The following is a 23,941-nucleotide window of genomic DNA, read 5'->3' as shown; positions in this document are numbered from 1 at the left end:
ATGAGTTTAATTTCGAAAAACGATCTTATCACAGCTTCCGGCTTAAGCAAAATTGGGTTCCTGAAAAACCCGGTCGCATCAGCCGTGATGAGTATTGCCAAAATAAATGAAGTTAATAGATTATACGACAAATTAAAAGATAAGGAAGGCAAAGATTTTTTCGACTCATTTGTAAGAGAAAGGAACTTAAGCTATGTGGCTTTTGAAGAAGATCTGGCAAAAGTTCCGAAAACCGGACCGTTTATTCTGGTCTCAAACCATCCTCTGGGTGCTATTGACGGAATTTTAATGTGTAAAATCCTTTCAGAAGTGCGTCCTGATTTCAAAGTAATGGGGAATTTCCTTCTGGAAAAAATTAAACCCATGGAACCGTATGTGATTTCTGTAAATCCTTTTGAAAACAGAAAGGAAGCTTACAGCAGCACTTCGGGAATGCGTGAAACCCTGAAACATCTTCAGAATGGAGGCTGCGTGGGGATCTTTCCGGCAGGAGAAGTATCTAATAAGAACAATCCTTATGGAGAAATTCTTGACAGAGACTGGGAAAAGCCTGCCCTTAAGCTGATCAGAATGGCTAAAGTACCGGTAGTTCCCTTGTATTTCCACGCTAAAAACAGCCGCCTTTTTTATCAGGTTGCAAAGCTTCATCCAAGTTTACAAACGCTGATGCTTCCTGCGGAGATGATGAACGACAGGGAAAAACCGATCAGAATCAGGATAGGAAAGCCCATCACTGTAAAGGCAATGGATGAAATGGAAACCATTGAAGAGCTGGGTGAATTTCTGAAGCGTAAGGTATATATGATGAAATCTTACTACGAAAAGAGAAAATCATTGGCCCAAAGCATCAATCTTAAAAACCTAACGTTAAAATTCCCGCTGTTAAGGGAAGAGAATATTGTCCAGAATATCATTGACGAAACTCCTAAGGAAGATATCCTGAAAGACATCAACCGCCTGAAAGGGACAGAAAAAATGCTGTTCAGTAACGGAAATTACGAGATCTATTTCACGACTTACGAGGAAATTCCTTCTGTGATGAGGGAGATCGGCCGTCAGAGAGAACTTACTTTCCGTGCTGTGGGCGAAGGAAGCAATTTACCGTTTGACCTTGACGAATACGATAAACACTATCATCATCTTTTCCTTTGGGACAGCAGTGCGGAGAAGCTTGCAGGAGCCTACAGAATGGCTTTGGGAAAAGAGGTTATGAAGAAATATGGCATCAAAGGATTCTATACAAGCTCTTTATTTGAGTTTGAGCAGGATATCCATCCATTCTTCAAAAAAGTGATCGAAATGGGCCGTGCTTACATCTGTGAAGAATATCAGCAGAAGCCACTTCCGCTTTTCCTTTTGTGGAGAGGAATCGTTCATGTATGTTTAAGAAATTCCGACCATAAGTTTTTGATGGGCGGTGTAAGTATTTCCAATAAGTTTTCTGAGTTTTCAAAATCTCTGATGATTGAATTCATGCGTTCAAACTACTTTGATTCAGCAGTTGCACAATATATCACCCCGAGAAATGAATACAAGGTAAAGCTTCGCGACCGGGATAAAAATATTTTCTTTGAGGAAATGGAATCTGATTTGAATAAGCTTGACAAGATTATTGATGACCTTGAACCTGAGCTAAGGTTACCTGTTCTGATCAAAAAATACATTAAACAGAATGCGAAAGTGATTGCTTTTAACGTGGATCCAAACTTTAACGATGCCATTGACGGATTGATGTATATCCGAATCAGTGATCTTCCGGAAAGTACGATAAAGCCTGTATTGGAGGAGATGAGTGACCACATCAGAAAGGAACAGGAAAATAATTCAGCTGAAAATCAGTAGGTTTTATTTTTATTTTAAAAAAGTGCGGTTAATACTTGCTTCATATAGGAAAACTTACTACTTTTGCATCACTTTAAAACAACGAAGTAAGTCAACAAAAATATAATGGTTTCTTAGCTCAGTTGGTAGAGCAATGGATTGAAAATCCATGTGTCCCTGGTTCGATTCCTGGAGAAACCACTTGAAAACCTCTAATTTATTTAGAGGTTTTTTTGTTTTTATGGATAGGCTTTCAAAAATATTTAAACACAAATTAGCACTAATATTTTTGGCTAATTCTACAATTCTTTTAATAATTTTTCTGAATTCCAGACGGAAGCAAATTCATCATTTAAATTGGCAAGGGCAGTCAGATGGATCAGCTCGGCATCATATTTTTCGCCGTTTATCCCTACCCTGTCAAATGCTGCTGTTGCATCTGAAATTACATATGTTTCATACCCAAAATTTCCAGCCATCCTTGTCGTCGTTGAAACACAGTGATTGGTAGTTATTCCTGCAATCACTAAAGTATTGATATTCTGTTGGTCCAGCTTTTCTTTTAAATCTGTTCCGGTAAAGGCACTGTTTACATTTTTTGTAATAACAGGTTCATTATTTTGAGGCAGAACATGATCATTAAACTGAAAACCCGGGTCCAATTCATGCAATTTAGATTCCGGATTCACAGAGCTGTGTCTGACATGAAAAACCGGGAGTCCCAATTCTCTCCATTTTTCCAGCAATATTCCACTGATCTTTTCTGCATCTTTATTATTTCTGTTTCCACCCCAGTACTTTTCAGCCAAAAATCCTTTTTGAATATCAATCAGAAGCAGGGCTGGTTTTTTATCTCTTAACTTTATCATTTATATTATTCTTAATATGATTAAAATATACGGCTGTAAAGGAATTCCTTATATCTGTCGTTTAAAGGAGAATCAAACAGATCAAATACATGCAATGCTCCCGGTATCACCCACAACTCTGTTTTGACTCCTGCCCTATATAAAAGTTTTGAAAATTCTATATTTTCATCCCTTAAAGGATCCAGCTCACAGGCTACTATTGTTGTTCTTGGAAGATCGCGAAAGGCATTATAGTTCGTAAGATCTGCATACTTTATACTTTTATCCTTATTATCATTTCCCAAAAAATGAAGCCAGGCGGTTTCTGCATATTTTTTATTCCATAAAGGAGCATCTGTAAATTCATTCATGGAAAAGGTATTAAGCTTATTGTGAATCACCGGATATAATAAAAACTGATGGTTTATATTTTTTATTCCTTTATCATTAGCCATCTGGGTAACAGCCGCAGCCAGATGCCCACCGGCACTTGCCCCAAAAACAACAATATGATTCGGATCGATTTCAAGCTGTTCCGCACCATGTTCAATGGTCCACTCCAGCGAGTCAAATCCGTCCAGTACCGGAACAGGGAATTTATATTGCGGAGACAGCCTGTAATCAACCGAAATTATTGTAGCATTAAGATGCTCTGCTAATTCAAACATCTGGTTATCTACCTGTTCCGGAAGGCCAAAGACATATCCTCCTCCATGAAAATAAATGATAGTTCTATTTTTATCAAATTCTTCCGGCTGATAGATATGAAGTCTTATTGAATGATTATCAAAAGAGCTTTCTATGAAAATATCTTTCACATTAATTTTATCAGGCCCCTTAAAAGGATTATTCTTTGCCCATATTTTTTTCTCTTTCTGAATGATTTCCGGGTTATTAAGAAATTCAGCTTGATTGATTTCCAATGAAAACGGAAAACTATCTATACTTTTCTTCAGGTCTTTATCAATTCTATTGAAATCCATTGTATTATGTAATGTGCTTTGGATGAACGAATTTTAAGTTTTGGCTCAACTGTCAATCTTTTTATTTTTGTAAATTTATATGATGAATATCGGGTCTCCAAACACTCAATGAATTGTGTGGAACAAACAAAAAAGTAAGTATGAGCATTAAAGAATCATCAACCAATCAAGAAAATAAAAAAGGTCTGGAGCTTAGCTGTTCTGAGATATATGCTGTAAACCTGATCAGTGGCCGATGGATTCTTTCAATCTGCTACTGCCTTAAAACAGGAAAACTGAGATTTTCTGAACTCAAGAACAGCATCCCAAATATCAGTGAAAGAATGCTGACCATGCAGCTCAAAAAAATGGAAGAAGAAAGGCTGGTTCTAAAAAAGGTCTATGCAGAAGTTCCTCCAAGAGTAGAATATGAATTAACGGAAATCGGGCGACAGTTGATCCCTGTTTTGGATCAATTGGAAATATGGGGCGAAGATCACAAGAAAATAAAGAAAGGATTATAAAATGACTGTATTGATTTTTAAGCAAATACAAATCACAAAAGATATCTTTACCCATACTTTTGAAATTAATTATAAAAAACTTGCACGATATTGCAAAAAGTTCTATTTTTGCACCCACGTTAAACAACGAAACAATTGGTTTCTTAGCTCAGTTGGTAGAGCAATGGATTGAAAATCCATGTGTCCCTGGTTCGATTCCTGGAGAAACCACTGGAAATTAAACAATTTCAAACAAAACCCCTCAAATTGCACAATTGAGGGGTGTTTTTTTGCCCAGATATCAATAACAGAGATTCTCAAATTGAAGGTGAGCATAACATTTCTGTTTCATAATTATCTTTACTCAAAAAATGTAGTTAGCATTGTAAAATTACAAAAAGTCAACTAAAAAGTTGGCTTTGATTTTATTCATCAGTCCCAGATTGTCATCCCGTAATATGAGAAGAAAGGATTACCAATTCTGTGCGATCATTATTTGCTCATCTTTGGGTAAAGGTTTAAAAAGATCTAAAATCTCAATTTCTGAAAATGAGTCAGCTCCTGTAAACTGCAAAATTTCATCTGGAATATACCGCTTATTATAAAAAATATCTATTGCCTTCTCATCAATATTCCTTGAAAAATTAGGAGTATCTACAGGTGTCCAGATATTCAATGGTCCACTTTTAATTTGTAAATGATCTTTCGAAATAAATAAATACTGCTCTTTAAATTTCACTTTGATTTCACATCCAGAAATGCCATTCATTATATCTGCACCAGAAACATAATCTATTATATAATCGTTCTCAAAAGAAGAATTATTTAACATTAATTTTCCATATTTCACTTCATCATTAACGGCATAATTCCAAAATATTTCTCTTACATCTCTAAAAAGTAAATATGAAAAATCTAGCTTATCATATCTTTTAATTATGCTTTGAGTGAAGTTAATATTGAAAATTTCAAGGTTTACATAAGGAATAATTATCCATTTATTATAGACAAAAATATCTTTATTATACGCTTCAGATGTATTTACTTCGAAAACATCGTCTTCTATACTAATAATCATTATTCTTTTTTAAAACTATTTCATTAATGTTGTTTTTCCACCAATAGGAGTTCCGTCTGTTTTATAATAATATCATCGTACCAATCGACTATATATAATTTAATAATTATCATTTTTAAATTGTTTTTTATTAACAAATGCTCCTCCTGTCATAAACAGTCGAAGATAAAAACCCCGCCTTGATTATTCCTTAAGCATACAATACAATTTTAGTTGGATTAATCCTATCCAATTTCAATTACTTGCCCTTGTTTAAGTTTCATTATTTCAAATAATAAATCTTCATCAATATAATTCATATCAAAAGTAAGAGCTAAATATGATTGATTCTCTATAACAGTTTCATTAACTATATTTATAGGTATCATTAAATCTTTTAATACTATTGTATTTATTTTGTAATTCTCTAGTTCAGAATCAGATTTAACATTTCCTGTAACAATTAATTTATTTCTAGTTTGTAATCTAAAAACACTTTTTATTAAGAAAGAATCCATTTTATTGTAATTTTTTAGCATCTTATCAAAATTTTCTTTTATTTCATTGTATCTGGCTCCATAATAGTAAAGATCTGTTTCGCTGTCTAATTCCTTCGCATTAAACTTATATGGATCGACATAGGCTGTTGGTTCCTAATTTATTTAACCAATTATTAAAAATAATTTAATCTCAAAAATTAGGACGACAGATAATAATCATTGGAAATTACTGATCATATTCCATAACTATTTATCCAAGAAAATTACAAATCTTAGTTTAGTAAAGAAACTTTAATAACAAGTTCATAATTTTGAAAGTAATTACAGGTTAAACCAATCATTTTATTTAAGGCCCGTAACAGTCTTAAAGTTCGTTAATATACAGCATACCAAGTCAAATTCATCCTCTATTTTTTGGAAAATAACTATCTTCGCCTACAAATCTAATTTGAAAATGAAGAAGATCATCTCCGGGGTATTTGTTTTCTGCTCTGTTGTTATACTGGCTCAGGAAGCCATACAGTTCCAGGAACTACCTTTCAAAGACATTATAGCAAAGGCAAAAAAGGAAAAGAAACTTGTTTTCATCGATGCTTATGCTTCCTGGTGTGGACCGTGCAAGATGATGGAGAAAAATGTATTTACCCAGAAGCCTGTAGGAGATTATTTCAATACCAACTTCGTCAATGCCAGATTTGATATGGAAAAAGGTGAAGGAAGGGAAATTGCCGCCAAATATGGTGTACGCTCCTATCCTACTTATCTTTTCCTGAATGGTGAAGGTGAGCTGGTTTCTCAGAATTCCGGTTATATGGAGCAAAGCATGTTTGTGGCCATGGCTCAGGATATTAATTCTGCAGGTAATAAAAAAGGTTCTTTAAAAGAACGTTTTGCCAATGGAGAGAAAGACCCGGAATTCCTGATCAACATTATGAAACTGAACTCCTCCTCAGATTACGATTTTGCTAAAAAAGCTTCCGAACGGTATTTTGAAAACAAAAAGAAAACAGAAGAAATTTCTAAAGAGGAAATAGGTTTCCTGTTATTTTTTGTAAAGTCAACGGAAGACAGTAACTACAGCACGTTTACATCAAGAAAGGCTGAAATTATTAAATATCTGCCGGAAGAAACTTACAATGAATTTGACAATCAGCTGAAGCTTTCAAAAATTGTAGAACAATCTATTGATGATAAAAATAAAAGGATCAACGACGAATATTTCATGAAAACGGCTGAACCGTTAGTAGGAAAACAGCTCGCACAATCCAAACTGAACCAGACGAAACTCAGCTATTATGAGCAGAATGCCAATTTCCCTGAATTCGAAAAAGCAGCTTTGGAATATTATAAAAACTCCGATGCATTTGAGCCTAATGAACTGTTGAGAGCAGCGTGGATATTTAGTGATCACATCAAAAATCCAGCATCACTAAAGAAAGCCTCGGAATGGGCAGAAAAATCTGTAATGCGTGGCGAAACATCGGAAAACACTTACATTCTTGCCAAGCTTTATTTTCTTACAGGGAATAAAGAAATGGCCAAAAGCTACGCAGAAATGTCTAAACATATGGCCGTTCAGACCAATAAAGACTCCAAACTCGCAGAAGAATTATTGAAACAAATAAAATAAATGCTAAAACACAAATTTCTTACCGCATCTATCACACTTCTGTCTGCTGCAATGTTGACAGCCCAGGAACAAGAACAGGAAAAAAGTCTATATATCAAAGGAAATGCACTTCTGGCTCCAATTGGACTCATCAATATTGGTCTGGAAAAGCAACTGACGTCAAAGTTTACGATGCAGGGCGACGTTCTGGTATCTCCCTGGAAGTCTTTTGCAGGACATGAATTTCAGTATTATTCTGTTTCTCTGGAAGGAAGATATTATTTTAATGAAGCATTCAGCCATTGGTATGTAGGAGCTAATATTGCAACCTCAGCATTTGTACTTCAAAAATGGAATTATTGGAAGGATGTTGCCTATATAAATGACCAAAATGAAGTATTTGTTAAATCTAATCTATATCAAAAAGGAATTTCATTTTTAGTTGGCGTTACCGGAGGATATCAATTTAAAGTATCTGACCGATGGAATATTGATGTATATGCAACTATTGGCTCATCTACAGATTTCTACAAGGGATATGACCGTACCACCGGACAGCGGTATGAATCAGCCAAAAAATTTAATAAAAGCGGAGAAATCCTTCCATACAGAGGAGGTGTCATGATTTCTTATAAACTAAAATAACAGCATGAAACTGTTCGGAAAAAATCATATTATTATTTCAGTGATCACTTTTGTGATCCTTTTTTTAATGAATTATATCGGAAATGACCTGCCCGACAAGTTGGAAAGAGCATTGATGACAGCTTTTGCCGGAGTTATAGGATTATCACTTGGGCTTTTCATCCTAAATAAAGGTAAGAACGATAAAAACCCTCCACAGAATTTTGATTGATATCAAAGTGAATGGTCAATTGTGAATTTGGCTTTATCCGTGAATTTTATGATCTATAGGTTCACAATTGACAAGGCAAAGCCAAATTCACAGTTGACTTTTAAACTCAGTCTTTGTAAACAATATACTTACGGCGGATCTTTTCGAATTTCTCCAGATCATTTTTCCATGAAGCTTTGATTTCCTGAATTGATTTTCCGGCTATGATCTGTTTTCTGAATTCATCCGTTCCGGCCAGCTTATCAAAGAACAAATTCTCCAGGAAGAAGTTCTGCTTTGGATTCTTATAGCCTTTATAAGATTTAATCAGCCATTCAAGATTCAGTTCTCTAAGATCTTTCGGATAGGCTGAAAGATCTTCACCGTAACACAATTTTCCGTTTAGAAAAGGATCTTTTGCTCCAAAATTAGGTTTTGGTGTAAACTGATAAGGAAATCCCTGCGTCCATGGAGAACCATAGACCTGGAATGGCAGATCAGTACCTCTTCCCACAGAAACCTGAGTTCCCTCAAAAAAACATAAGCTCGGATATAGATTGATAGATTTATCATTAGGCAGATTTGGGGAAGGCTTATCTAAAATCGGGTAACGTTTATTTTTATGGTAATTTTTCATAGGGATCAGGGTATATTTTGCCTGAACTCCATTTTTCAGCCACTTTTCGCCATTCACCATTTTCCCGTACTCTCCTATCGTTAATCCATAGACTACAGGAACTTCATGCATTCCTACAAAACTTGACCATTTTTTTTTCAAAACAGGTCCGTCTGTATAACCATCATGTGGGTTCGGACGGTCCAGCACCATTATTTCTACATTATTTTCGGCTCCAGCTTCCATCAAATAGGCTAAAGTTGAAATATAGGTATAGAACCTGACACCAACGTCCTGGATATCAAAAACAACAATATCAATTCCTTTTAACTGCTCAGGTTTTGGCTTTTTGTTGTTTCCATATAAAGAAATAATCGGAATTCCTGTTTTGGTATCCACTCCGTTCTTTACTTTTTCTCCTGCATCTGCATCTCCTCTGAAACCATGTTCAGGAGCGAAAATCGCCTTAATCTTGATATTATTTTTTACCAGAAAATCTACGACATGGTTTTTATCACTCATCAGTCCGGTCTGGTTGGTGACCACTCCGATGGTTTTATTTTTCAGCAGAGGAAGATAAAGCTCAGATTGATCTGCACCGGTTTTGAAATCCGGCTGATCTTGAACCTGAGAATAATATTGGTTGAATATACCTAAAAAAATTAGGCAAATAAGAAGTAAATTTTTAATTTTGAAATCTAAATTCATAAGCTTGAAATTTCCTTTATATTTCTCTAGAAAAATAGCGTTTTCCAAAGATAACAAAAATAACCTTTCAAGAGTTATCATCTTCATCGGCAGGCTTTCTGTAGCTTTGGGGATCATTGTTTCTTTGATTACCGTATCTACGGGCTTCGGCTCAAAGAAAGCCATCAAAGAGAGGCTGGCAGATTTCAGCGGACACATTACAGTACGGTCTACAAGATCTAATTCTTCTTACAATACCTCTGTTCTTGACAATCAGGGACTGAACATTCAGAAAATTAAAAATCTTCCGGATGTAGAAAGTGTTCAGAAGTATGCAACAGTAACGGGAATTATGCGTAATGAGCATAATTTTTCAGGCATTATATTTAAAGGAATTGGAAAGGATTTTGACAGTCTGAGGTTCAAAAAATTCCTGGTTGCCGGTACTACTCCTAAAGTAACAGAGAATGGCTTTAACAATGATGTAACTATTTCACAGAAGATTGCTAATGATCTTCACCTGAAAGTAAATGACAGTATTGTTACCGTATTTTCAAAAGCAGATCAAAAGCCGATCTACCGTAAATTCAGGGTGATAGGAATTTATAAAACTGATATTAAAATGATTGACGAGCAATTCGTCATCGGGGGAATCAATCATGTAAGAAAAATTCAGGAAATGAAGCCTGATGAAATAGGTGGTCTTGATATATTCTTTAAAAATGTAAATGACATCGACAAAGATTTTCCGGAAATTGAAAAACTGATCGGCTATAAAAACTATGCTGAAAAAGCAACGGAAAAATTTCCGCAGATCAATGACTGGATCAGTATTTTCGACACCAATATTGCCCTGATTATCATCATTATGCTGATTGTGGTTGTTATTAACATCATTATGGTTCTTTTAATTCTGATCATTGAAAGAACTAATTCTATCGGCCTTCTAAAAACACTGGGGGCAAGCAATTCACAGATAAGAGCTACGTTCATCAATTATACACTGATCATCATGATCCCGGGGCTTCTGTATGGTAATGCCATAGGTCTGGGTTTGATTCTGATTCAGAAATTCTTCGGCATCATTAAGCTTAATCCTGAGAACTATTATGTAAGTACGGTTCCGGTTGATCTTAATCCTGTTGCCATTATATCTATTTCACTAGGAATTTTGCTTATTTCCGGACTGGCTTTGATCGTTCCGAGTTACCTGATCAGCAAGATATCTCCGGTGAAGGCGATTAAGTATAATTAAAAGTGAAATGTAAAGGAGTCCATTGTCAATGTCAATGACAAAACAGTGATCAATTCTATTTTATTTAAAAAATTCACTATTTGCGATTCACCATTCACTTTATACAATTATTACAATTAACCCATTTCAATGACCTAAGTAAAAATTCATTATTAACAATTCACCATTCACATAAATCACACAGCTAATTTTTAAAGCCTTATCTTTGTACCGCTTATAAAACATTTATGAAATACGCAAAAAATATTCTTGAAACGATAGGAAACACCCCTCTTGTGAAACTTAATAAAGTATTGGGAGAAGATTTTCCTGCTCTGGTTTTAGCAAAAGTAGAGACATTCAATCCTGGGAATTCTGTAAAGGACAGAATGGCCCTTAAAATGATAGAAGATGCCGAAAAAGACGGCAGATTAAAACCTGGAGGAACCATTATTGAAGGAACTTCCGGAAATACGGGAATGGGGCTGGCTCTTGCTGCCATCATCAAAGGCTACAAATGTATTTTTGTAACCAATTCCAAACAGTCAAAAGAGAAATGTGATATCCTTCGTGCTGTAGGAGCAGAAGTTATCGTATGTCCTACTGATGTGAAACCTACTGATCCGCGTTCTTATTATTCAGTTTCCAAAAGACTGGCTAAGGAAACAGAAAACGGATGGTATGTGAACCAATACGACAACTTATCAAACAGAGCGGCTCATTATGAATCTACAGCTCCGGAAATCTGGGAACAGACAGATGGAAAGCTTACGCATTTTGTAGCGGGTGCCGGAACAGGAGGTACTGTTACGGGCTGCGGAACATTCTTCAAGGAGAGAAATCCCAATATCAAAATAATTGGTGTTGATACGTATGGTTCTATTCTGAAGGAATTTCATGAGACCGGTGAGCTTCATTACGATCATGCTTATACGTACATCACGGAAGGAATTGGGGAAGATATTATTCCTGAGAATTATGATATGTCTGTTATTGATCATTTTGAAAAAGTAACGGATAAAGACGGTGCTGTCTACGCTAGAAAACTGGCTAAGGAAGAAGGGATTTTCTGTGGATATTCTGCAGGAAGCGCAATTGCTTCTCTGATCCAGATGAAAGATCAGTTCACGAAAGATGATGTGATTGTAGTTCTTCTTCACGACCACGGTTCAAGATATGTAGGAAAAGTCTACAATGACGAGTGGATGAAGGAAATGGGTTGGTTGGATTAATCAAAAACGAAGAAGGTAAATTTACCTTTATATAAATAAAAAATCAGAGCGTTTTGCTCTGATTTTTTTATTGTTTGATGTTTTTCTTTATGGTCTGTTTTAAGCTGCTGTAATCTCCTTTACTCATTGATTTTTCGGGAAACATGTAATTGTATTTTCCTTCCAATGCAATAAATGAATTATTTATATCATATACTTTGAAATCTTCCCACTTGCTTAGCTCTTCCTGATGATTAAGATTAACGTTAAAAATATCATCATTAAAACGGATCTCATAGATTTCAGAATCTTCCAGGGATTTCAGATAACGGTTAACCTCTTTTTTCCACCGGGAAACCTTGTTGATGCTTAAAGAAAGATAAACCGTACAAAGCAGGAACAAAAAGCTCACGAAATATAGAATCCCAAACTTTTCTTTGCTTAAATCATCTTTAAAACAAAACAGAATTAACAGAACTAATCCTACAACTGCCGTAGTAACGGTTTTTCCTTTGGTAGTCTGTGAAAAAAACAAACTTCCCTGGTTACCGCTGAAATAAATTTCCTCGAAATCCTTTCTGTTTACATTTAATTTAATGATTTTCTCTCCATTCATTTCTCAGAAATATTTAATTTGTTTTTAAAGATTACAAAACTAAATCAAATATCTTCATATTGGTCACTTATTGCAGAAAGTTTATTCAGTAAATCACGATTTTTTCTCTTCAAATCTTCCATTTTCCGAAGCATATCATGAATAACTTCCAGACCGGGAAGATTAATTTCCAGATCATAATGCCAGTTGGTAAACCTTTCAAAAACAGGCAGGTCTTCATATAGTAAATACCGGACATCATTCTCTGTTTCTACATGCAGTAAACCCTCGTCTACCAATTCATCAAAAAAAGTGATCTCTATATTGTATATTTTTACGAGTTCTTCCCGTGATATTCTTTCATTCATGGCTTAGGAATTTTTAAGTTGTTCAAAAAGTTCTTTCTGCTTGTCTGTCAGATGGGTCGGCAGCTTCACCTCATACGTCACAAAAAGATCTCCAGCCTGCCCTTCTTTCTTATACACCGGAAAACCTTTTCCCTTCAGCCTTACCGTTGTTCCGTTCTGTGTTTCCGGCTTCACTTTAAGGTTAACGCTTCCGTCCAGTGTAGTCACTTTTACGTCGCCCCCTAAAACAGCGGTATACAGATCTATTGAAACCTTGGTTTTCAAATCATCTCCTATTCTTTCAAAATTAGGATCTACGGGGATATTGAAAGTAATATACAGGTCTCCGTTGGGACCACCATTAAAACCCGGGTTTCCGTGTCCTTTCAGTTTGATCTGCTGTCCGTCATATACCCCCGCCGGAATCGTAATTCTTACTTTTTTACCGTTGATATCAAAAGTCTGTGGATGAGTCTGGGCAGCATCTTTTAAACTTAAATTTAATTCAGCATGAACATCCTGTCCCTTGAATTTTCCTGAAGAACTTCCCCTTGAGCTTCTTCCAAAACCACCACCGGCACCGCCAAACATACTTTGAAAAAAATCTGAAAAATCTTCTCCCTCACCGAAATCAGCACCGGAAAATCCACCGCCGCCATAGTTCTGCTGCTGATACTGTCGTTGCTGTTGCTGAGCTTTTTCATACTCTTCCCCGTGTTTCCAGTTTTCCCCATACTTATCATATTTGGTACGGTTTTCAGGATTACTGAGAACTTCATTGGCTTCATTCAGTTCTTTGAATTTCTTTTCAGCTTCTTTGTCACCCGGATTGAGATCAGGATGAAGCTTTCTCGCCAACTTACGGTAAGCTTTTTTAATGTCATCCTGTGTTGCGCTTTTATCTACGCCTAAAATTTTATAGTAATCTATATAAGCCATAGAAACGATATTTACTCAAATTTATGAAATTTAAGCCTGAAAATTATATAAGAGAGTGTTAAAAATAAACCTATCTTTGATAAAAAGCATTGAATGAAAGAGGTACTGAACAACTACTCAGGAATTATACTTTTACTCTTAGGAATTGTTGCAGGAAGCATTATAGGTATTACTGCTCCCAATATTGTGGAATATGTTAAACCTTTGGGAGATATCTTTCTGAACCTCCTTTTTGTGAGTGTAGTACCGTTGGTATTCTTCGCTGTTTCCAATTCTATTGCGTCGCTGGAACAGCAGTCTAAATTCGGAAGAATCATTTTAGTAATGTCTTTTACTTTTCTGTTTTTTATTTTGACAGCAGCCATTTTTACGATCTGTGTCGTTTATGTATTTCCAGTTTCCGGGATTTCCGGCAGTTCTGAAATCATTTCTGAAACGGTTAGTGAAGACAGTTGGGGAAACAGGATCGTAAGCTTTTTTACTGTTGGAGAATTTACCCAGCTTTTTTCAAGACAAAATATGCTGGCTCTTCTTATTTTTGCTTTTATGACCGGATTTGCAGCCCGCAAAGCCGGAGAAAAAGGACAGCCATTCAGGGTTTTTATCGCTTCCGGATATGAGGTAATGAAAGAGCTTCTTTTATTGATTATGAAGCTTGCGCCTATTGGTCTTGGAGCTTATTTTGCCTATCAGGTAGCCACTTTGGGACCTCAGCTTTTTGGTTTTTATGCTAAACCTTTAGGACTTTATTATATTGCAGGAATCGTTTATTTCTTTGTCTTTTTTTCTTTGTATGCTTTTATGGCGAACGGGCAAAAGGGGATCAAAAGTTTCTGGACAAATGCAGTCTACCCCACTCTAACTGCTCTGAGTACCTGCAGCAGTTTTGCGACCATGCCGGCGAATCTTCAGGCTGCCTCGAAAATAGGTATCCCGAATTCCATTGCCAACCTGGTTATTCCAATTGGAACCACATTGCATAAGAACGGATCTTCCATGTCATCCATTATCAAGATATATGTTGCTTTTCTGATCATTGGGAAAGACTTTTTTGACCCTGCAAATTTATTGCTGGCACTAGGAATCACTGTTTTTGTAAGCATTGTAGCCGGTGGAATTCCGAACGGCGGGTATATCGGTGAAATGCTGATGATTTCGGTTTATAAACTGCCACAGGAAGCTATTCCGGCTGTGATGATTATTGGGACGCTGGTGGATCCTTTAGCTACGGTTCTTAATGCTGTGGGAGATATAGTCGCTGCTATGTTTGTCAACCGGTTTGTGAAGGTCTGATGGGATAAAGAGAAAAAGAATAAAGAATAAAGAATAAAGAACAGGTATAGTACATATTTATACGATTGGTTCAAATCTATACTTATAAATCCTCTTGATCTGCGATAGTTTAGATAATTATTTTCTGAGTGATTAAGTTGATCGGATATGTTTTTTCTAGCCGATTGTTTCAAAGATCGGTGATCGGTGTTGATGGTCGATATTTTATTCGCTACGTTTTACTGGTTCCAGATGTTCATATTCTTCTTTGGTGAAAAGTCTGTACTGGACTTTGAATGTCTTGCCTAAAGGAGTTTCCAGAGAAAAACCTCCCGGACCGAATCCATCTGTGACATCCAGTGTAAAGTGGGAATATTTCCAATATTCAAATAAATCGCGGTCTATCCAGAATTCATGACCGTTGATGGTTCCTATCATAGCATCATTCATTCTCGGAAAAAATCCGCCTTTCTCAAAGCATTGTGGCTGAGTGCCTTCACAGCATCCGCCGGCCTGATAAAACATCAGGGGGCCGTATTTATCTTCCAGTTGATAAATAACATCAAGCGCTTTTTCTGTTGCTGATAATCTGGATATTGTCGCTTCCATTTCTTTCTTTTTAAACGAGTTGTTTCTATTAAGGTACGAAGATTAATTGATCAACTCTTTCTCTTAATATATTTTTTAATCGCAAAGGCACAAAAGTTTTTATCTCATGCTGTTTTAGGACGCAAAGATTTTATCTATGATACAATTGTATACTGCTGTCATTTTGAACAATTTTACATGTCAAATCGTAAAAATTATCATCAGCATATGGTCCTCTGCTTTACCTCAAATCTCTGATTTTATTATGTATTAAAATGCAAACTGTAATTCCAAAATAATGGCTAAGTTTTCGCGTGAGGGATTGGAAGGGCGGCGAGGAACGAGCCGGTGCGGAATGAAATGGAGCACCGAAACAAAGTGAAGCCCTGGAAAAGCCCGACCGTTTTGCCCCGGCTCTGCCGGGGCAAACGGGCACGCCCTAATATTTAAAAATTAAAAGAAACCTAATTTGTTTTTGTTGTAGGAGATCAGCATATTTTTGGTCTGACGGTAGTGGTCAAGCATCATTTTATGATTTTCTCTACCGATTCCCGACTGCTTATACCCTCCAAAAGGCGCTCCTGCAGGATAGGAATGATACTGATTCACCCAAACTCTTCCCGCCTGGATCTGGCGCGGAACATTGTACAGCTGGTGTGCATCTCTTGTCCAAACTCCTGCTCCAAGACCATAGATGGTGTCATTGGCGATTTTTACAGCTTCTTCTTCATCTTTGAAAGTCGTAAATGCCAGGACGGGTCCGAAGATCTCTTCCTGGAAGATTCTCATTCTGTTGTTTCCTTTGAAAATGGTAGGCTGGATATAGAATCCATCTTCTAAGTTTTCTCCCACATTATTTACGTCACCACCTACAAGAACCTCAGCCCCTTCTTCTTTTCCTAACTGAATATAAGACAGTATTTTATCTTTCTGGATCTGGGAAGCCTGGGCACCCATCATCACGGTTTTATCAAGCGGATTTCCTACTTTGATCGCTTTTACTCTTTCGATTACTTTTGCAATGAATGCGTCTGCAATATCTTCCTGTACCAACAGTCTTGAAGGACATGTACAAATCTCTCCCTGATTAAGGGCAAAAAGTACAGCACCTTCAATCGCTTTATCCAAAAATTCATCATCTGCGTCCATTACGGAACTGAAGAAAACGTTTGGAGATTTCCCACCTAATTCAAGGGTTACCGGAATAATATTTTCTGTAGCATACTGCATGACAAGACGTCCTGTAGCTGTAGAACCTGTGAATGCTGCTTTTGAAACTTTAGGATTAGTCACTAAGGCTCTTCCCAGCTCCGCTCCGAAGCCGTTAACAATATTAATAACACCTGCAGGCAGCAGATCGCCTATAATTTCCATTAAAACCAAGATGGAAACCGGAGTACTTTCAGCGGGCTTTAATACAACACAGTTCCCTGCAGCTAAAGCCGGGGCCAATTTCCATACGGCCATCAATATTGGGAAATTCCAAGGGATGATCTGGGCAATTACTCCCAACGGTTCGTGAACGATCAACGAAACAGTGTCTTTATCCAGTTCATTGTGAGAACCTTCGTCTGCACGGATCACGGAAGCAAAATATCTAAAATGGTCTATGGCAAGAGGTAAATCGGCAGCCAGCGTTTCTCTTACCGCTTTCCCGTTGTCGATGGTTTCAACAATGGCAAGGTATTCAAGGTTCTGCTCGATCCTGTCTGCAATTTTGTTTAATATAACGCTTCTTTCTGTAGATGAAGTGTTTTTCCAGGTTTGGAATGCTTTGTCTGCGGCATTTACGGCCAGCTCCAGATCTTCTTTGGAAGAGTGTGCTACTTGGGTAAAGTTTTTACCATTCACCGGAGAAACTACATTGAAATACTGTCCGTTTACTGGAGGTGTAAATTTACCATCAATGTAATTATCATATTTGTTTTTGAATTCAGGCCACTGAAAAGCGGTTTCTGATTTCGGTTCTGTCATAGTGCTCATATTAATGTAATTTTATTTTTTTCGTAATGCCAAATTACATTTCCAGATGAAAAAGTGATAGCACAATCGTGTAAAAAAATATCACAATAGTGCAGATGGTTAATTTTATAATTTTATTAACAACAGTCTAGGGCTAAAATTTATATATTTGAGTAATTGGGTCTTACAAAATGTTTAGAAATGAATAACAATAATAAATTTTTATTAAATACTCCTGAATTAAAGAAGGAGAGCCAGTTATTGAACCTTGTTGAAAACCAGACAAAATTCAATCTAAACAACTGTGAATTTAACATTTATGAAACCCACAAAACAGCTTTCGGTGTGAAACTTCACTTTGAAAACATCGCATTTACAGCAATGCTAAGGGGCAAAAAGCATATGAAGCTGGATAATAAAACAAATTATTTTGATTATTTTCCCGGTGAAAGCATTCTCGTTGCACCCGGTGAAACCATGGTCATTGATTTTCCTGAGGCAGACGAATCTCCTACCCAATGTATTTCTTTAAGCCTTAATCCTGAATTTATAGAAAATTCGCTTAATTATTTAAATTACAGTCTTCCCAAAGTGGATGAAACTTCCCAATGGAATATCAAGCTGGATGAATTTTTCCTGTTTAATAACAAATCCTTAGCGTCTGCTACCAACAATATCATGAGGATTGCAATGGACGACAATTCCCAGAAGGATATCATGGCAGATTTTGCTTTGAAAGAACTTTTGATCAGGCTTATGCAGACGCAAGCCAGAAGTATGGTTGAAAAAAATATTGCTAAAAATAAATCCAGGATAGGTTTTGCCGTTGATTATATCCGTAAAAACCTGCATCAGAAGCTATCTATCGACAGTATGGCAAAACTGGCTTATGTAAGCAAGTCCAATTTCTTTAAAATGTTCAAAGATGAGCTGGGAACTTCTCCCAACGATTTTATCCTGCAGGAAAGGATCAACAGAGCAAAGGAGTTACTCGCAGGGCAGAACAGCATTAAGGAAACTGCTTATCAGACAGGATTCTCGGATACAAATTATTTTACTAGAGTTTTCAAGCATCTGGTAGGTGTTACACCGAAAAGTTATCAAAATGAAAAAGTATTTTTTTGAATAAACCAAAAAGAGCAGATTCTTCTGCTCTTTTTGGTTTTCTAAATCATTTATTGTTTCTCTAAAATCTGCTCTAACTGCTTTTCCAATTTATTAATTTTTTCGGATTGAGATTTTAAAGTCTGATTTTCTTCCTGGAGTTTTTTGATTTGCTTATTCTGCTCTATGGAATAAAGGGTAAGCTCCTCTATCTTTTGTAAAAGTTTGATCTGAAATTCACCAATATTTACACCCTCCTGCTCCATAACTTTAGCAGAAGCTATTTCCGGCAAATGCTTATTTTCTTTAATATGCTTTTCAACATCTTCTAATTTCGGAAGATCATAGTCTTTTTCAAATACGAAGTCAGCAGTCGGCGTAAGTGTTACTTTTACTTCTTTCGCTTCTAATTTCCCTTGAAGGGCTGCATTTCCGTTAGCTTTTAAAGTAAGAACCTCAATTCCTGGAGACCCATTATATCCAACAAAAAAACGGTGCTGCCCCTGGGAAAAATAATCTAAACTTGCAGTGCTTATTCCAAAACCAAAGTAATTATTTGAACCTCCTGACCAAAGTGTAATCTTATTAGGAAAAGTTGACGGATCAGAGTAATTAGTTCCTAAATCTAATTTAGAAACTGGACTTGAAGTACCTATTCCCACATTCCCATTTGGCGTAAACCTTACTTTTTCGTCACCATTAAATCTAAATCCAAGCCCAATAATATTATCCGTATCCCCTCTGATAATTCCCATATCTGCATGATTATTATACCATGTAAACATAAGAGAAGAAACCAATGTATTAATAGGGTTTTGCGTTGTGGAAGGCTGAAAGAATCTAATCCCTTTTTGTTCGTTTCCAAAATTAACATCGAATTTAGCCTGAGGAGTTGAAGTCCCAATTCCCACATTCCCGATTTCTGTTAATTGAAAACCTACTCCCGTAGATGTTCGAAGCCTTACCCCGCCATACCAATTAATATCTAAGCCAGAAGAACCTGTCACGGGATAACTCCCTAAATAAAAATTTACAGGATCCCCATAGCCATATAATTTACTGAATGCGATATCCTGAGAAAATAGTAGTTCACAGATAGCCAGACCAAGAACTGATAATGTTTTTTTCATACAATATGTGTTTAAAAATTATTTATTATTCCTATTAAACCAGAAGAGCTCAATAAAAAGTGAGCAAATTTAACTAAATTTTCAAGAATATCAGAATAATTTATCACCACATATAGACAAAATTTTAATCTTTATAATGATAATATCTTGCTCCTTTCAAAACAGGATTATCAGTTTCTACTAAAATCAGCCCGAAACCTTTATAATTTTTATTAACGGAAGTCTGAAGCTGTTTTCTATGAAGTTTTTCATAGGTTTCAAAATCAACTGCCGTTCTGTTTTTTAAATTTTCAAATAAATTCCATTTGGCTGCTGCAGTTTTCCAGTTTTTGGATATTTTTCCGGCAAAAACTTTGGATTTCGAGCCGCTTCCGTATCCTAAAAAGCCTATTTCTGCACCTGCCAGCTCTTCTCCTTTGTCAAAAGCAACCTGTATTGCAGAAAGGAATGCCATAAAGATGGAAGCTGTATACATATTCCCTATTTCTGAGGAGGCCCGCTGAGACCTTTCGATCTTTTCACTGATAAAATTGAGATAGTCTTCAGATTTCGCAACCGTTTTCTGCTCGTCAGAAGTTTCATAAGGAAGTCCGTTTTCCAGGCTATAAATTTCTGTGAAGACTCTTTTTCCGTGGAAAGCATACGGAAGATGGAAGATAAGATATTTCCAGGCCTCATAAGGCTTATCTTTTCCTGTAATTTCTTTATAATGCTGGTAAGCTTCCCTGATCCTGTCCTGATAGCATTGGTTTGAATACTGCCCATCAAAAACAGGCTCATCCGTAAAGATCTCAATTTTATCCGGGTAAGTTTCCGGAGCTGAATTCAGATCTTTTTTACTGTAGGCTCTTCTGGGCTTAAAGAAATCAAAAACGCCTTCGGTAGCTACTCCCCAGTTATTTTCAATCTCCAGAAGATCCGGTTTTGATGAAACAAGCAGGGCCACTGCACCTCCTCCCTGGGTATATTCACCAGAAGAAGCCAACTCGTATTTGGCATAATCGCTGGCAATAACTACTGCTTTCTTATCTGGATTCACCCTTACAAAGTCAAGGGAATTATGAAGGGCATCTACCGCTCCAATACAGGCGAAAGTCATATCCACCACATCGCAGTTCCTGAAACATCTTTCGCCAAATTCTTTTTCCAGAACTTTCTCTATCATCTGCATGGCGTAGGAAGCCGTAGGTTTTGCAGCATCCAGGGCACTTTCAGTTCCCAGATAAATCCTGGCTATATCTTTAGGATTGAGATTATGATCTCTGATCAGTTTCAACAAAGCTTCTGCTGCAAAGGTAGCGGCATCTTCATGAACATCAGGAAATCCCATTTTATGCAGTCCTAATCCTTTTTCCAGTTTTGCGGGTTCAATTCCTCTTTTTTCCGCCAGGTCTTTGATTTCTAAGTACAAAGACGGCACATAATAGCCCGCAGCCTCAATTCCAAAAGTCATTTTATTCTTAATTTTTATACGAATTTATAAAATGATGTTTGAATAAGCCCTCATTTCTAAGGCATAATTTGTCTTTTAAATACAAAAATCATAAAAAAACCGCTGTTCGATACAGCGGTTTTATATTCTTGTCAATTTTAATGATCTGTTTATTTAAAATCTTCAATCGCTTTATTGATGGCATCAATCTGTTTGTTGATGCTTGCAGCATTCTGAGGATTCTGTCTCAACAGTTCCATTTTTTTACTTAAACCGTCTTTCAGCATCTGGGAAATCATCATTTTTACCTGAGGATTATCTCCCATTTCACCTTTTGCATGGCTGATTATTTTGGTAATGTTCTCAGTAGCTTTCAGATTATCTGAGCTCATAATCCAGTTATATCCTTCTTCTGCAGATTTACCCAATTCCGGATTCTGGAACTTAATAAATGGATAAAAGGCTACAAGCGGAGTGATATTGGACATCTGTGAAGTCACTTTATTCTTTACAATCACCGGAAGCAACTGGCTCAATAATTCGTCTGAAGCCCCTTCAAGGTCAATTTTATCCGCCAGTGTATTAGCTTTTGACGGGTCAATAGCTACAACAGCGCTTAATGAAGTTCCTTTTACAGCATTGGAGACAGCGTTTACTCCTTTTTCAAAAATTGGAAGATATTTTTTATCCTTAGTTTTAACTAATGCAGAAATGGCAGCAGCCTGAACTAATGTTTTCGGGTCGTTAGAGGCTAATTTCTCAACATCTGCCCCCAAAGCCTTCATCTGTTCAGGATTTGAAAGATCCATCAATTGAAGAGCTTTGATTCTTGTTCTGAAATACGGATCTTTTATTGCAGCAGCCAGTAATTTTGTAGCAGCAGGGTTTTTGCCTACCTGATCTTTTATAGCGGATAAAGCTTTATATCTGCTCTTAAATTCTTTGGAGTTGGTGAACTGCAACAGGTTCTGCTCCGGAGTTTTGGTGTCTGTGATATCTGCCAGTAAAATTCCGTCTGCGTTGATGTTCACAAGATCAGGAGTTTTGGAAACATCAAAATTAAATGTATTCTTCGCTTCAGCATTTACCCATACGTTATATCTTTTCGGCTTTCCGTTGTCATACACATCAATAGCAAGAGGAAACTCGAATGGCTGCTCCTGGGTCTGGTTGATCGTTACGGCTACCTGTTTTTTTACCGGTTCGAAAGTAAATGAGTAATTGATCTTTGGATTTCCGCTTCCGAAATACCATTGATTGAAGAACCAATTCAGGTCTTTCCCTGAAACTTTTTCAAAGGAAAGTCTTAATTGGTGTGCTTCTGCATTCTGGTACTCATTGGTTTTCAGATAGTCGTTCATTCCGGCAAAGAAAGCATCATCACCAAGATAATTTCTCAGCATGTGAAGAATTCCACCTCCTTTCTGATAGGTCACAAGATCAAAAACATCTTCACGGGAATCGTAATTGAATCTCACGAGGTTTTTCTTGAAATCAGCAGGATTGTGGATATACATATTCACATCGGTCATCTGGTGGTAGTCTGCCTGGTCTTTTCCATATTTATATTCATTCCAAAGGTATTCGGAATAATTCGCGAAAGATTCGTTTACGGTAAGGTTGCTCCAGCTTTCCGCCGTCACAAGATCCCCGAACCAATGGTGAAATAATTCATGGGCAATGGTATCTTCCCATTTGTTTTCATCGATCAGCTGCCCCGGCTTCTGAAGGATATCGCTTCCATGTAGGGTTGCTGTTGTATTTTCCATGGCACCACTCACATAGTCTCTTCCTGAGATCTGTGCATATTTTGCCCAAGGATAATCATAACCCATCTTTTTGGAGAAAAACTCGATCATTTCCGGAGTATTTCCGTAGATCTGTTTAGCATAAGGTTCGTATTCTTTTTCGATATAATAATCTACCGGAATATTTTTCCATTTATCTTTAACGATGGCATATTCTCCTACGCCCATGAAGAACAGATAAGTGGCATGTCTTTTATCCATTACCCAATGGTCTGTTCTTAAATTATTCCCTTCTTTCTGTGAATCTTTTAGAATTCCGTTGGAAAGCGTTACATATTTATCAGGAACGGTCATATAGATCTCCTGGGTAGTCTTCTGATTCGGTTTATCGATGGTTGGGAACCATGCTGAAGAAGATTCTGTTTCCCCTTGTGTCCAGATTTGTGTAGGCATATCCGAATCCTGTCCCTGTGCATTGACGAAATAAAGACCTTTGGCATCATTGATGGCCATACTTCCTTTCTGTTTTACTTCATTAGGTCGTGCGGTATATTTGATGTACACCGTATATTCCTGATTTTTCTGATAGGTTTTGTCCAGATTGATTTTCAGGATGTCATCTTTATATTCATATTTCAGAGGTGATCTTTTTCCGTTGTTGTCAAGAGCTACTTCATGAATCAGCATTCCTTTTGCATCAAGTGTCAACTCATTGGAAGGGTAGAAATACGGAGAGGCTGTCAGCCATTCTTCTCCACCCATCTGTTCTTTCTGATAATCAAAATTGACTTTAAGCTTGGTATGTTTAAGTTCCGTTACTTTTTTGTGTGTGGCTCTGTAAGCCTTTTCCCTTCCTGAAGTTTCGGTCTGTGCTGATACGTTCGTGGAAAAGAAAATTCCGAGTATAGCAATGGACAAAATCGCCTTTTTCATGTATTACT

General features: G+C 36.8%; 22 protein-coding genes and 2 tRNA genes. 11 read left to right on the top strand and 13 right to left on the bottom strand.

What is annotated here, in order from left to right; all coding sequences use genetic code 11:
* A complete protein-coding gene (locus ACTJIV_RS17755; protein WP_111960686.1) occupies nt 1–1,842 on the top strand; it encodes a lysophospholipid acyltransferase family protein in 1,842 nt (613 codons plus the stop codon).
* A gap of 107 nt (nt 1,843–1,949) precedes the next feature.
* Nucleotides 1,950–2,022: transfer RNA gene (locus ACTJIV_RS17750), tRNA-Phe, on the top strand.
* A gap of 98 nt (nt 2,023–2,120) precedes the next feature.
* On the opposite strand, the gene ACTJIV_RS17745 is transcribed toward ACTJIV_RS17750, so the two are convergent.
* Both ACTJIV_RS17745 and ACTJIV_RS17740 read right to left on the bottom strand, forming a co-directional pair.
* On the bottom strand, nt 2,121–2,687 hold the full coding sequence (locus ACTJIV_RS17745; RefSeq protein WP_440629046.1) for a cysteine hydrolase family protein: 567 nt from the start codon (nt 2,685–2,687) through the stop codon (nt 2,121–2,123).
* Nucleotides 2,688–2,710: 23 nt separating this feature from the next.
* Nucleotides 2,711–3,652, bottom strand: coding sequence for an alpha/beta hydrolase (locus ACTJIV_RS17740; protein WP_440629003.1), 942 nt, complete (start codon nt 3,650–3,652; stop codon nt 2,711–2,713).
* Between the two features lie 140 nt (nt 3,653–3,792).
* Here ACTJIV_RS17740 and ACTJIV_RS17735 point away from each other — a divergent pair, with 140 nt between their 5' ends.
* Both ACTJIV_RS17735 and ACTJIV_RS17730 read left to right on the top strand, forming a co-directional pair.
* Complete coding sequence (locus ACTJIV_RS17735; protein WP_111960897.1) at nt 3,793–4,155, top strand: winged helix-turn-helix transcriptional regulator; 363 nt, start codon at nt 3,793–3,795, stop codon at nt 4,153–4,155.
* A gap of 137 nt (nt 4,156–4,292) precedes the next feature.
* Nucleotides 4,293–4,365 (top strand) — tRNA-Phe (locus tag ACTJIV_RS17730).
* Between the two features lie 241 nt (nt 4,366–4,606).
* Here the strand turns inward: ACTJIV_RS17730 and ACTJIV_RS17725 are convergent.
* On the bottom strand, nt 4,607–5,212 hold the full coding sequence (locus ACTJIV_RS17725) for a hypothetical protein (protein ID WP_111960788.1): 606 nt from the start codon (nt 5,210–5,212) through the stop codon (nt 4,607–4,609).
* 224 nt (nt 5,213–5,436) lie between these two features.
* Nucleotides 5,437–5,709 carry a hypothetical protein gene (locus ACTJIV_RS17720; RefSeq protein WP_111956880.1) on the bottom strand — a complete coding sequence of 91 codons (273 nt, stop codon included), beginning with the start codon at nt 5,707–5,709 and terminating at the stop codon, nt 5,437–5,439.
* A 436-nt stretch (nt 5,710–6,145) separates the two neighbouring features.
* Here ACTJIV_RS17720 and ACTJIV_RS17715 point away from each other — a divergent pair, with 436 nt between their 5' ends.
* Genes ACTJIV_RS17715 through ACTJIV_RS17705 form a run of 3 tightly spaced genes read left to right on the top strand, consistent with a single transcriptional unit; the run spans nt 6,146 to nt 8,156 of the window.
* A complete protein-coding gene (locus ACTJIV_RS17715; RefSeq protein WP_440629000.1) occupies nt 6,146–7,321 on the top strand; it encodes a thioredoxin family protein in 1,176 nt (391 codons plus the stop codon).
* Entirely contained in the window at nt 7,322–7,945 is a 624-nt protein-coding gene (locus tag ACTJIV_RS17710) for a DUF3575 domain-containing protein (RefSeq protein ID WP_111956876.1), read from the top strand.
* A gap of 4 nt (nt 7,946–7,949) precedes the next feature.
* The gene (locus ACTJIV_RS17705) at nt 7,950–8,156 is read left to right on the top strand and encodes a hypothetical protein (protein ID WP_072921985.1); all 207 of its coding nucleotides are present in this window, start codon (nt 7,950–7,952) and stop codon (nt 8,154–8,156) included.
* A 106-nt stretch (nt 8,157–8,262) separates the two neighbouring features.
* Here the strand turns inward: ACTJIV_RS17705 and ACTJIV_RS17700 are convergent, their stop codons facing one another.
* Nucleotides 8,263–9,459, bottom strand: coding sequence for an exo-beta-N-acetylmuramidase NamZ family protein (locus ACTJIV_RS17700; RefSeq protein ID WP_440628998.1), 1,197 nt, complete (start codon nt 9,457–9,459; stop codon nt 8,263–8,265).
* A 4-nt stretch (nt 9,460–9,463) separates the two neighbouring features.
* Here ACTJIV_RS17700 and ACTJIV_RS17695 point away from each other — a divergent pair, with 4 nt between their 5' ends.
* Complete coding sequence (locus ACTJIV_RS17695; protein ID WP_111956874.1) at nt 9,464–10,693, top strand: ABC transporter permease; 1,230 nt, start codon at nt 9,464–9,466, stop codon at nt 10,691–10,693.
* Nucleotides 10,694–10,920: 227 nt separating this feature from the next.
* On the top strand, nt 10,921–11,904 hold the full coding sequence (locus ACTJIV_RS17690) for a PLP-dependent cysteine synthase family protein (RefSeq protein ID WP_440628996.1): 984 nt from the start codon (nt 10,921–10,923) through the stop codon (nt 11,902–11,904).
* Nucleotides 11,905–11,971: 67 nt separating this feature from the next.
* On the opposite strand, the gene ACTJIV_RS17685 is transcribed toward ACTJIV_RS17690, so the two are convergent.
* From ACTJIV_RS17685 to ACTJIV_RS17675, 3 genes are read right to left on the bottom strand one after another with little or no spacing between them, the layout of a single operon-like run.
* The gene (locus tag ACTJIV_RS17685) at nt 11,972–12,499 is read right to left on the bottom strand and encodes a hypothetical protein (protein ID WP_440628994.1); all 528 of its coding nucleotides are present in this window, start codon (nt 12,497–12,499) and stop codon (nt 11,972–11,974) included.
* 44 nt (nt 12,500–12,543) lie between these two features.
* Nucleotides 12,544–12,846 (bottom strand): chaperone modulator CbpM, encoded by a 303-nt coding sequence (locus ACTJIV_RS17680; RefSeq protein WP_111956868.1) that lies wholly within the window; start codon nt 12,844–12,846, stop codon nt 12,544–12,546.
* Nucleotides 12,847–12,849: 3 nt separating this feature from the next.
* Entirely contained in the window at nt 12,850–13,764 is a 915-nt protein-coding gene (locus ACTJIV_RS17675) for a DnaJ C-terminal domain-containing protein (protein ID WP_223559916.1), read from the bottom strand.
* Nucleotides 13,765–13,857: 93 nt separating this feature from the next.
* Here ACTJIV_RS17675 and ACTJIV_RS17670 point away from each other — a divergent pair, with 93 nt between their 5' ends.
* Complete coding sequence (locus ACTJIV_RS17670; protein WP_111956864.1) at nt 13,858–15,057, top strand: dicarboxylate/amino acid:cation symporter; 1,200 nt, start codon at nt 13,858–13,860, stop codon at nt 15,055–15,057.
* Between the two features lie 204 nt (nt 15,058–15,261).
* Here ACTJIV_RS17670 and ACTJIV_RS17665 read toward each other — a convergent pair whose 3' ends face one another.
* Together ACTJIV_RS17665 and ACTJIV_RS17660 are read right to left on the bottom strand one after the other, a co-directional pair.
* Nucleotides 15,262–15,645, bottom strand: coding sequence for a DUF779 domain-containing protein (locus ACTJIV_RS17665; RefSeq protein WP_111956862.1), 384 nt, complete (start codon nt 15,643–15,645; stop codon nt 15,262–15,264).
* A 432-nt stretch (nt 15,646–16,077) separates the two neighbouring features.
* Complete coding sequence (locus tag ACTJIV_RS17660; protein WP_111956860.1) at nt 16,078–17,607, bottom strand: aldehyde dehydrogenase family protein; 1,530 nt, start codon at nt 17,605–17,607, stop codon at nt 16,078–16,080.
* Nucleotides 17,608–17,787: 180 nt separating this feature from the next.
* Here ACTJIV_RS17660 and ACTJIV_RS17655 point away from each other — a divergent pair, with 180 nt between their 5' ends.
* A complete protein-coding gene (locus ACTJIV_RS17655; protein ID WP_440628990.1) occupies nt 17,788–18,711 on the top strand; it encodes a helix-turn-helix domain-containing protein in 924 nt (307 codons plus the stop codon).
* A gap of 50 nt (nt 18,712–18,761) precedes the next feature.
* Here ACTJIV_RS17655 and ACTJIV_RS17650 read toward each other — a convergent pair whose 3' ends face one another.
* The 3 genes from ACTJIV_RS17650 to ACTJIV_RS17640 all read right to left on the bottom strand — a co-directional run bounded on the left by ACTJIV_RS17650 (nt 18,762) and on the right by ACTJIV_RS17640 (nt 23,933).
* Nucleotides 18,762–19,820: a hypothetical protein gene (locus ACTJIV_RS17650; protein WP_440628988.1), complete on the bottom strand. Its 1,059-nt coding sequence runs from the start codon at nt 19,818–19,820 to the stop codon at nt 18,762–18,764.
* 124 nt (nt 19,821–19,944) lie between these two features.
* Nucleotides 19,945–21,273 carry a hydroxymethylglutaryl-CoA synthase family protein gene (locus ACTJIV_RS17645; protein ID WP_440628986.1) on the bottom strand — a complete coding sequence of 443 codons (1,329 nt, stop codon included), beginning with the start codon at nt 21,271–21,273 and terminating at the stop codon, nt 19,945–19,947.
* A 149-nt stretch (nt 21,274–21,422) separates the two neighbouring features.
* Complete coding sequence (locus ACTJIV_RS17640) at nt 21,423–23,933, bottom strand: M1 family metallopeptidase (protein WP_440628984.1); 2,511 nt, start codon at nt 23,931–23,933, stop codon at nt 21,423–21,425.
* Nucleotides 23,934–23,941 lie beyond the last annotated feature (8 nt).

It is taken from the genome of Chryseobacterium sp. 22532, assembly GCF_052044665.1.
In the GTDB taxonomy this organism is placed as follows: Bacteria; Bacteroidota; Bacteroidia; order Flavobacteriales; family Weeksellaceae; genus Chryseobacterium; species Chryseobacterium lathyri.
This window is presented reverse-complemented; position numbering and strand designations above follow the sequence as displayed.

Coding starts and splice junctions, on each gene's coding strand:
- ACTJIV_RS17755 (WP_111960686.1), top strand. CDS start 1: ATGAGTTTAATTTCGAAAAACGATCTTATCACAGCTTCCGGCTTAAGC.
- ACTJIV_RS17740 (WP_440629003.1), bottom strand. CDS start 3,652: ATGGATTTCAATAGAATTGATAAAGACCTGAAGAAAAGTATAGATAGT.
- ACTJIV_RS17735 (WP_111960897.1), top strand. CDS start 3,793: ATGAGCATTAAAGAATCATCAACCAATCAAGAAAATAAAAAAGGTCTG.
- ACTJIV_RS17725 (WP_111960788.1), bottom strand. CDS start 5,212: ATGATTATTAGTATAGAAGACGATGTTTTCGAAGTAAATACATCTGAA.
- ACTJIV_RS17720 (WP_111956880.1), bottom strand. CDS start 5,709: ATGGATTCTTTCTTAATAAAAAGTGTTTTTAGATTACAAACTAGAAAT.
- ACTJIV_RS17715 (WP_440629000.1), top strand. CDS start 6,146: ATGAAGAAGATCATCTCCGGGGTATTTGTTTTCTGCTCTGTTGTTATA.
- ACTJIV_RS17710 (WP_111956876.1), top strand. CDS start 7,322: ATGCTAAAACACAAATTTCTTACCGCATCTATCACACTTCTGTCTGCT.
- ACTJIV_RS17705 (WP_072921985.1), top strand. CDS start 7,950: ATGAAACTGTTCGGAAAAAATCATATTATTATTTCAGTGATCACTTTT.
- ACTJIV_RS17700 (WP_440628998.1), bottom strand. CDS start 9,459: ATGAATTTAGATTTCAAAATTAAAAATTTACTTCTTATTTGCCTAATT.
- ACTJIV_RS17690 (WP_440628996.1), top strand. CDS start 10,921: ATGAAATACGCAAAAAATATTCTTGAAACGATAGGAAACACCCCTCTT.
- ACTJIV_RS17685 (WP_440628994.1), bottom strand. CDS start 12,499: ATGAATGGAGAGAAAATCATTAAATTAAATGTAAACAGAAAGGATTTC.
- ACTJIV_RS17680 (WP_111956868.1), bottom strand. CDS start 12,846: ATGAATGAAAGAATATCACGGGAAGAACTCGTAAAAATATACAATATA.
- ACTJIV_RS17675 (WP_223559916.1), bottom strand. CDS start 13,764: ATGGCTTATATAGATTACTATAAAATTTTAGGCGTAGATAAAAGCGCA.
- ACTJIV_RS17670 (WP_111956864.1), top strand. CDS start 13,858: ATGAAAGAGGTACTGAACAACTACTCAGGAATTATACTTTTACTCTTA.
- ACTJIV_RS17665 (WP_111956862.1), bottom strand. CDS start 15,645: ATGGAAGCGACAATATCCAGATTATCAGCAACAGAAAAAGCGCTTGAT.
- ACTJIV_RS17660 (WP_111956860.1), bottom strand. CDS start 17,607: ATGAGCACTATGACAGAACCGAAATCAGAAACCGCTTTTCAGTGGCCT.
- ACTJIV_RS17655 (WP_440628990.1), top strand. CDS start 17,788: ATGAATAACAATAATAAATTTTTATTAAATACTCCTGAATTAAAGAAG.
- ACTJIV_RS17650 (WP_440628988.1), bottom strand. CDS start 19,820: ATGAAAAAAACATTATCAGTTCTTGGTCTGGCTATCTGTGAACTACTA.
- ACTJIV_RS17645 (WP_440628986.1), bottom strand. CDS start 21,273: ATGACTTTTGGAATTGAGGCTGCGGGCTATTATGTGCCGTCTTTGTAC.
- ACTJIV_RS17640 (WP_440628984.1), bottom strand. CDS start 23,933: ATGAAAAAGGCGATTTTGTCCATTGCTATACTCGGAATTTTCTTTTCC.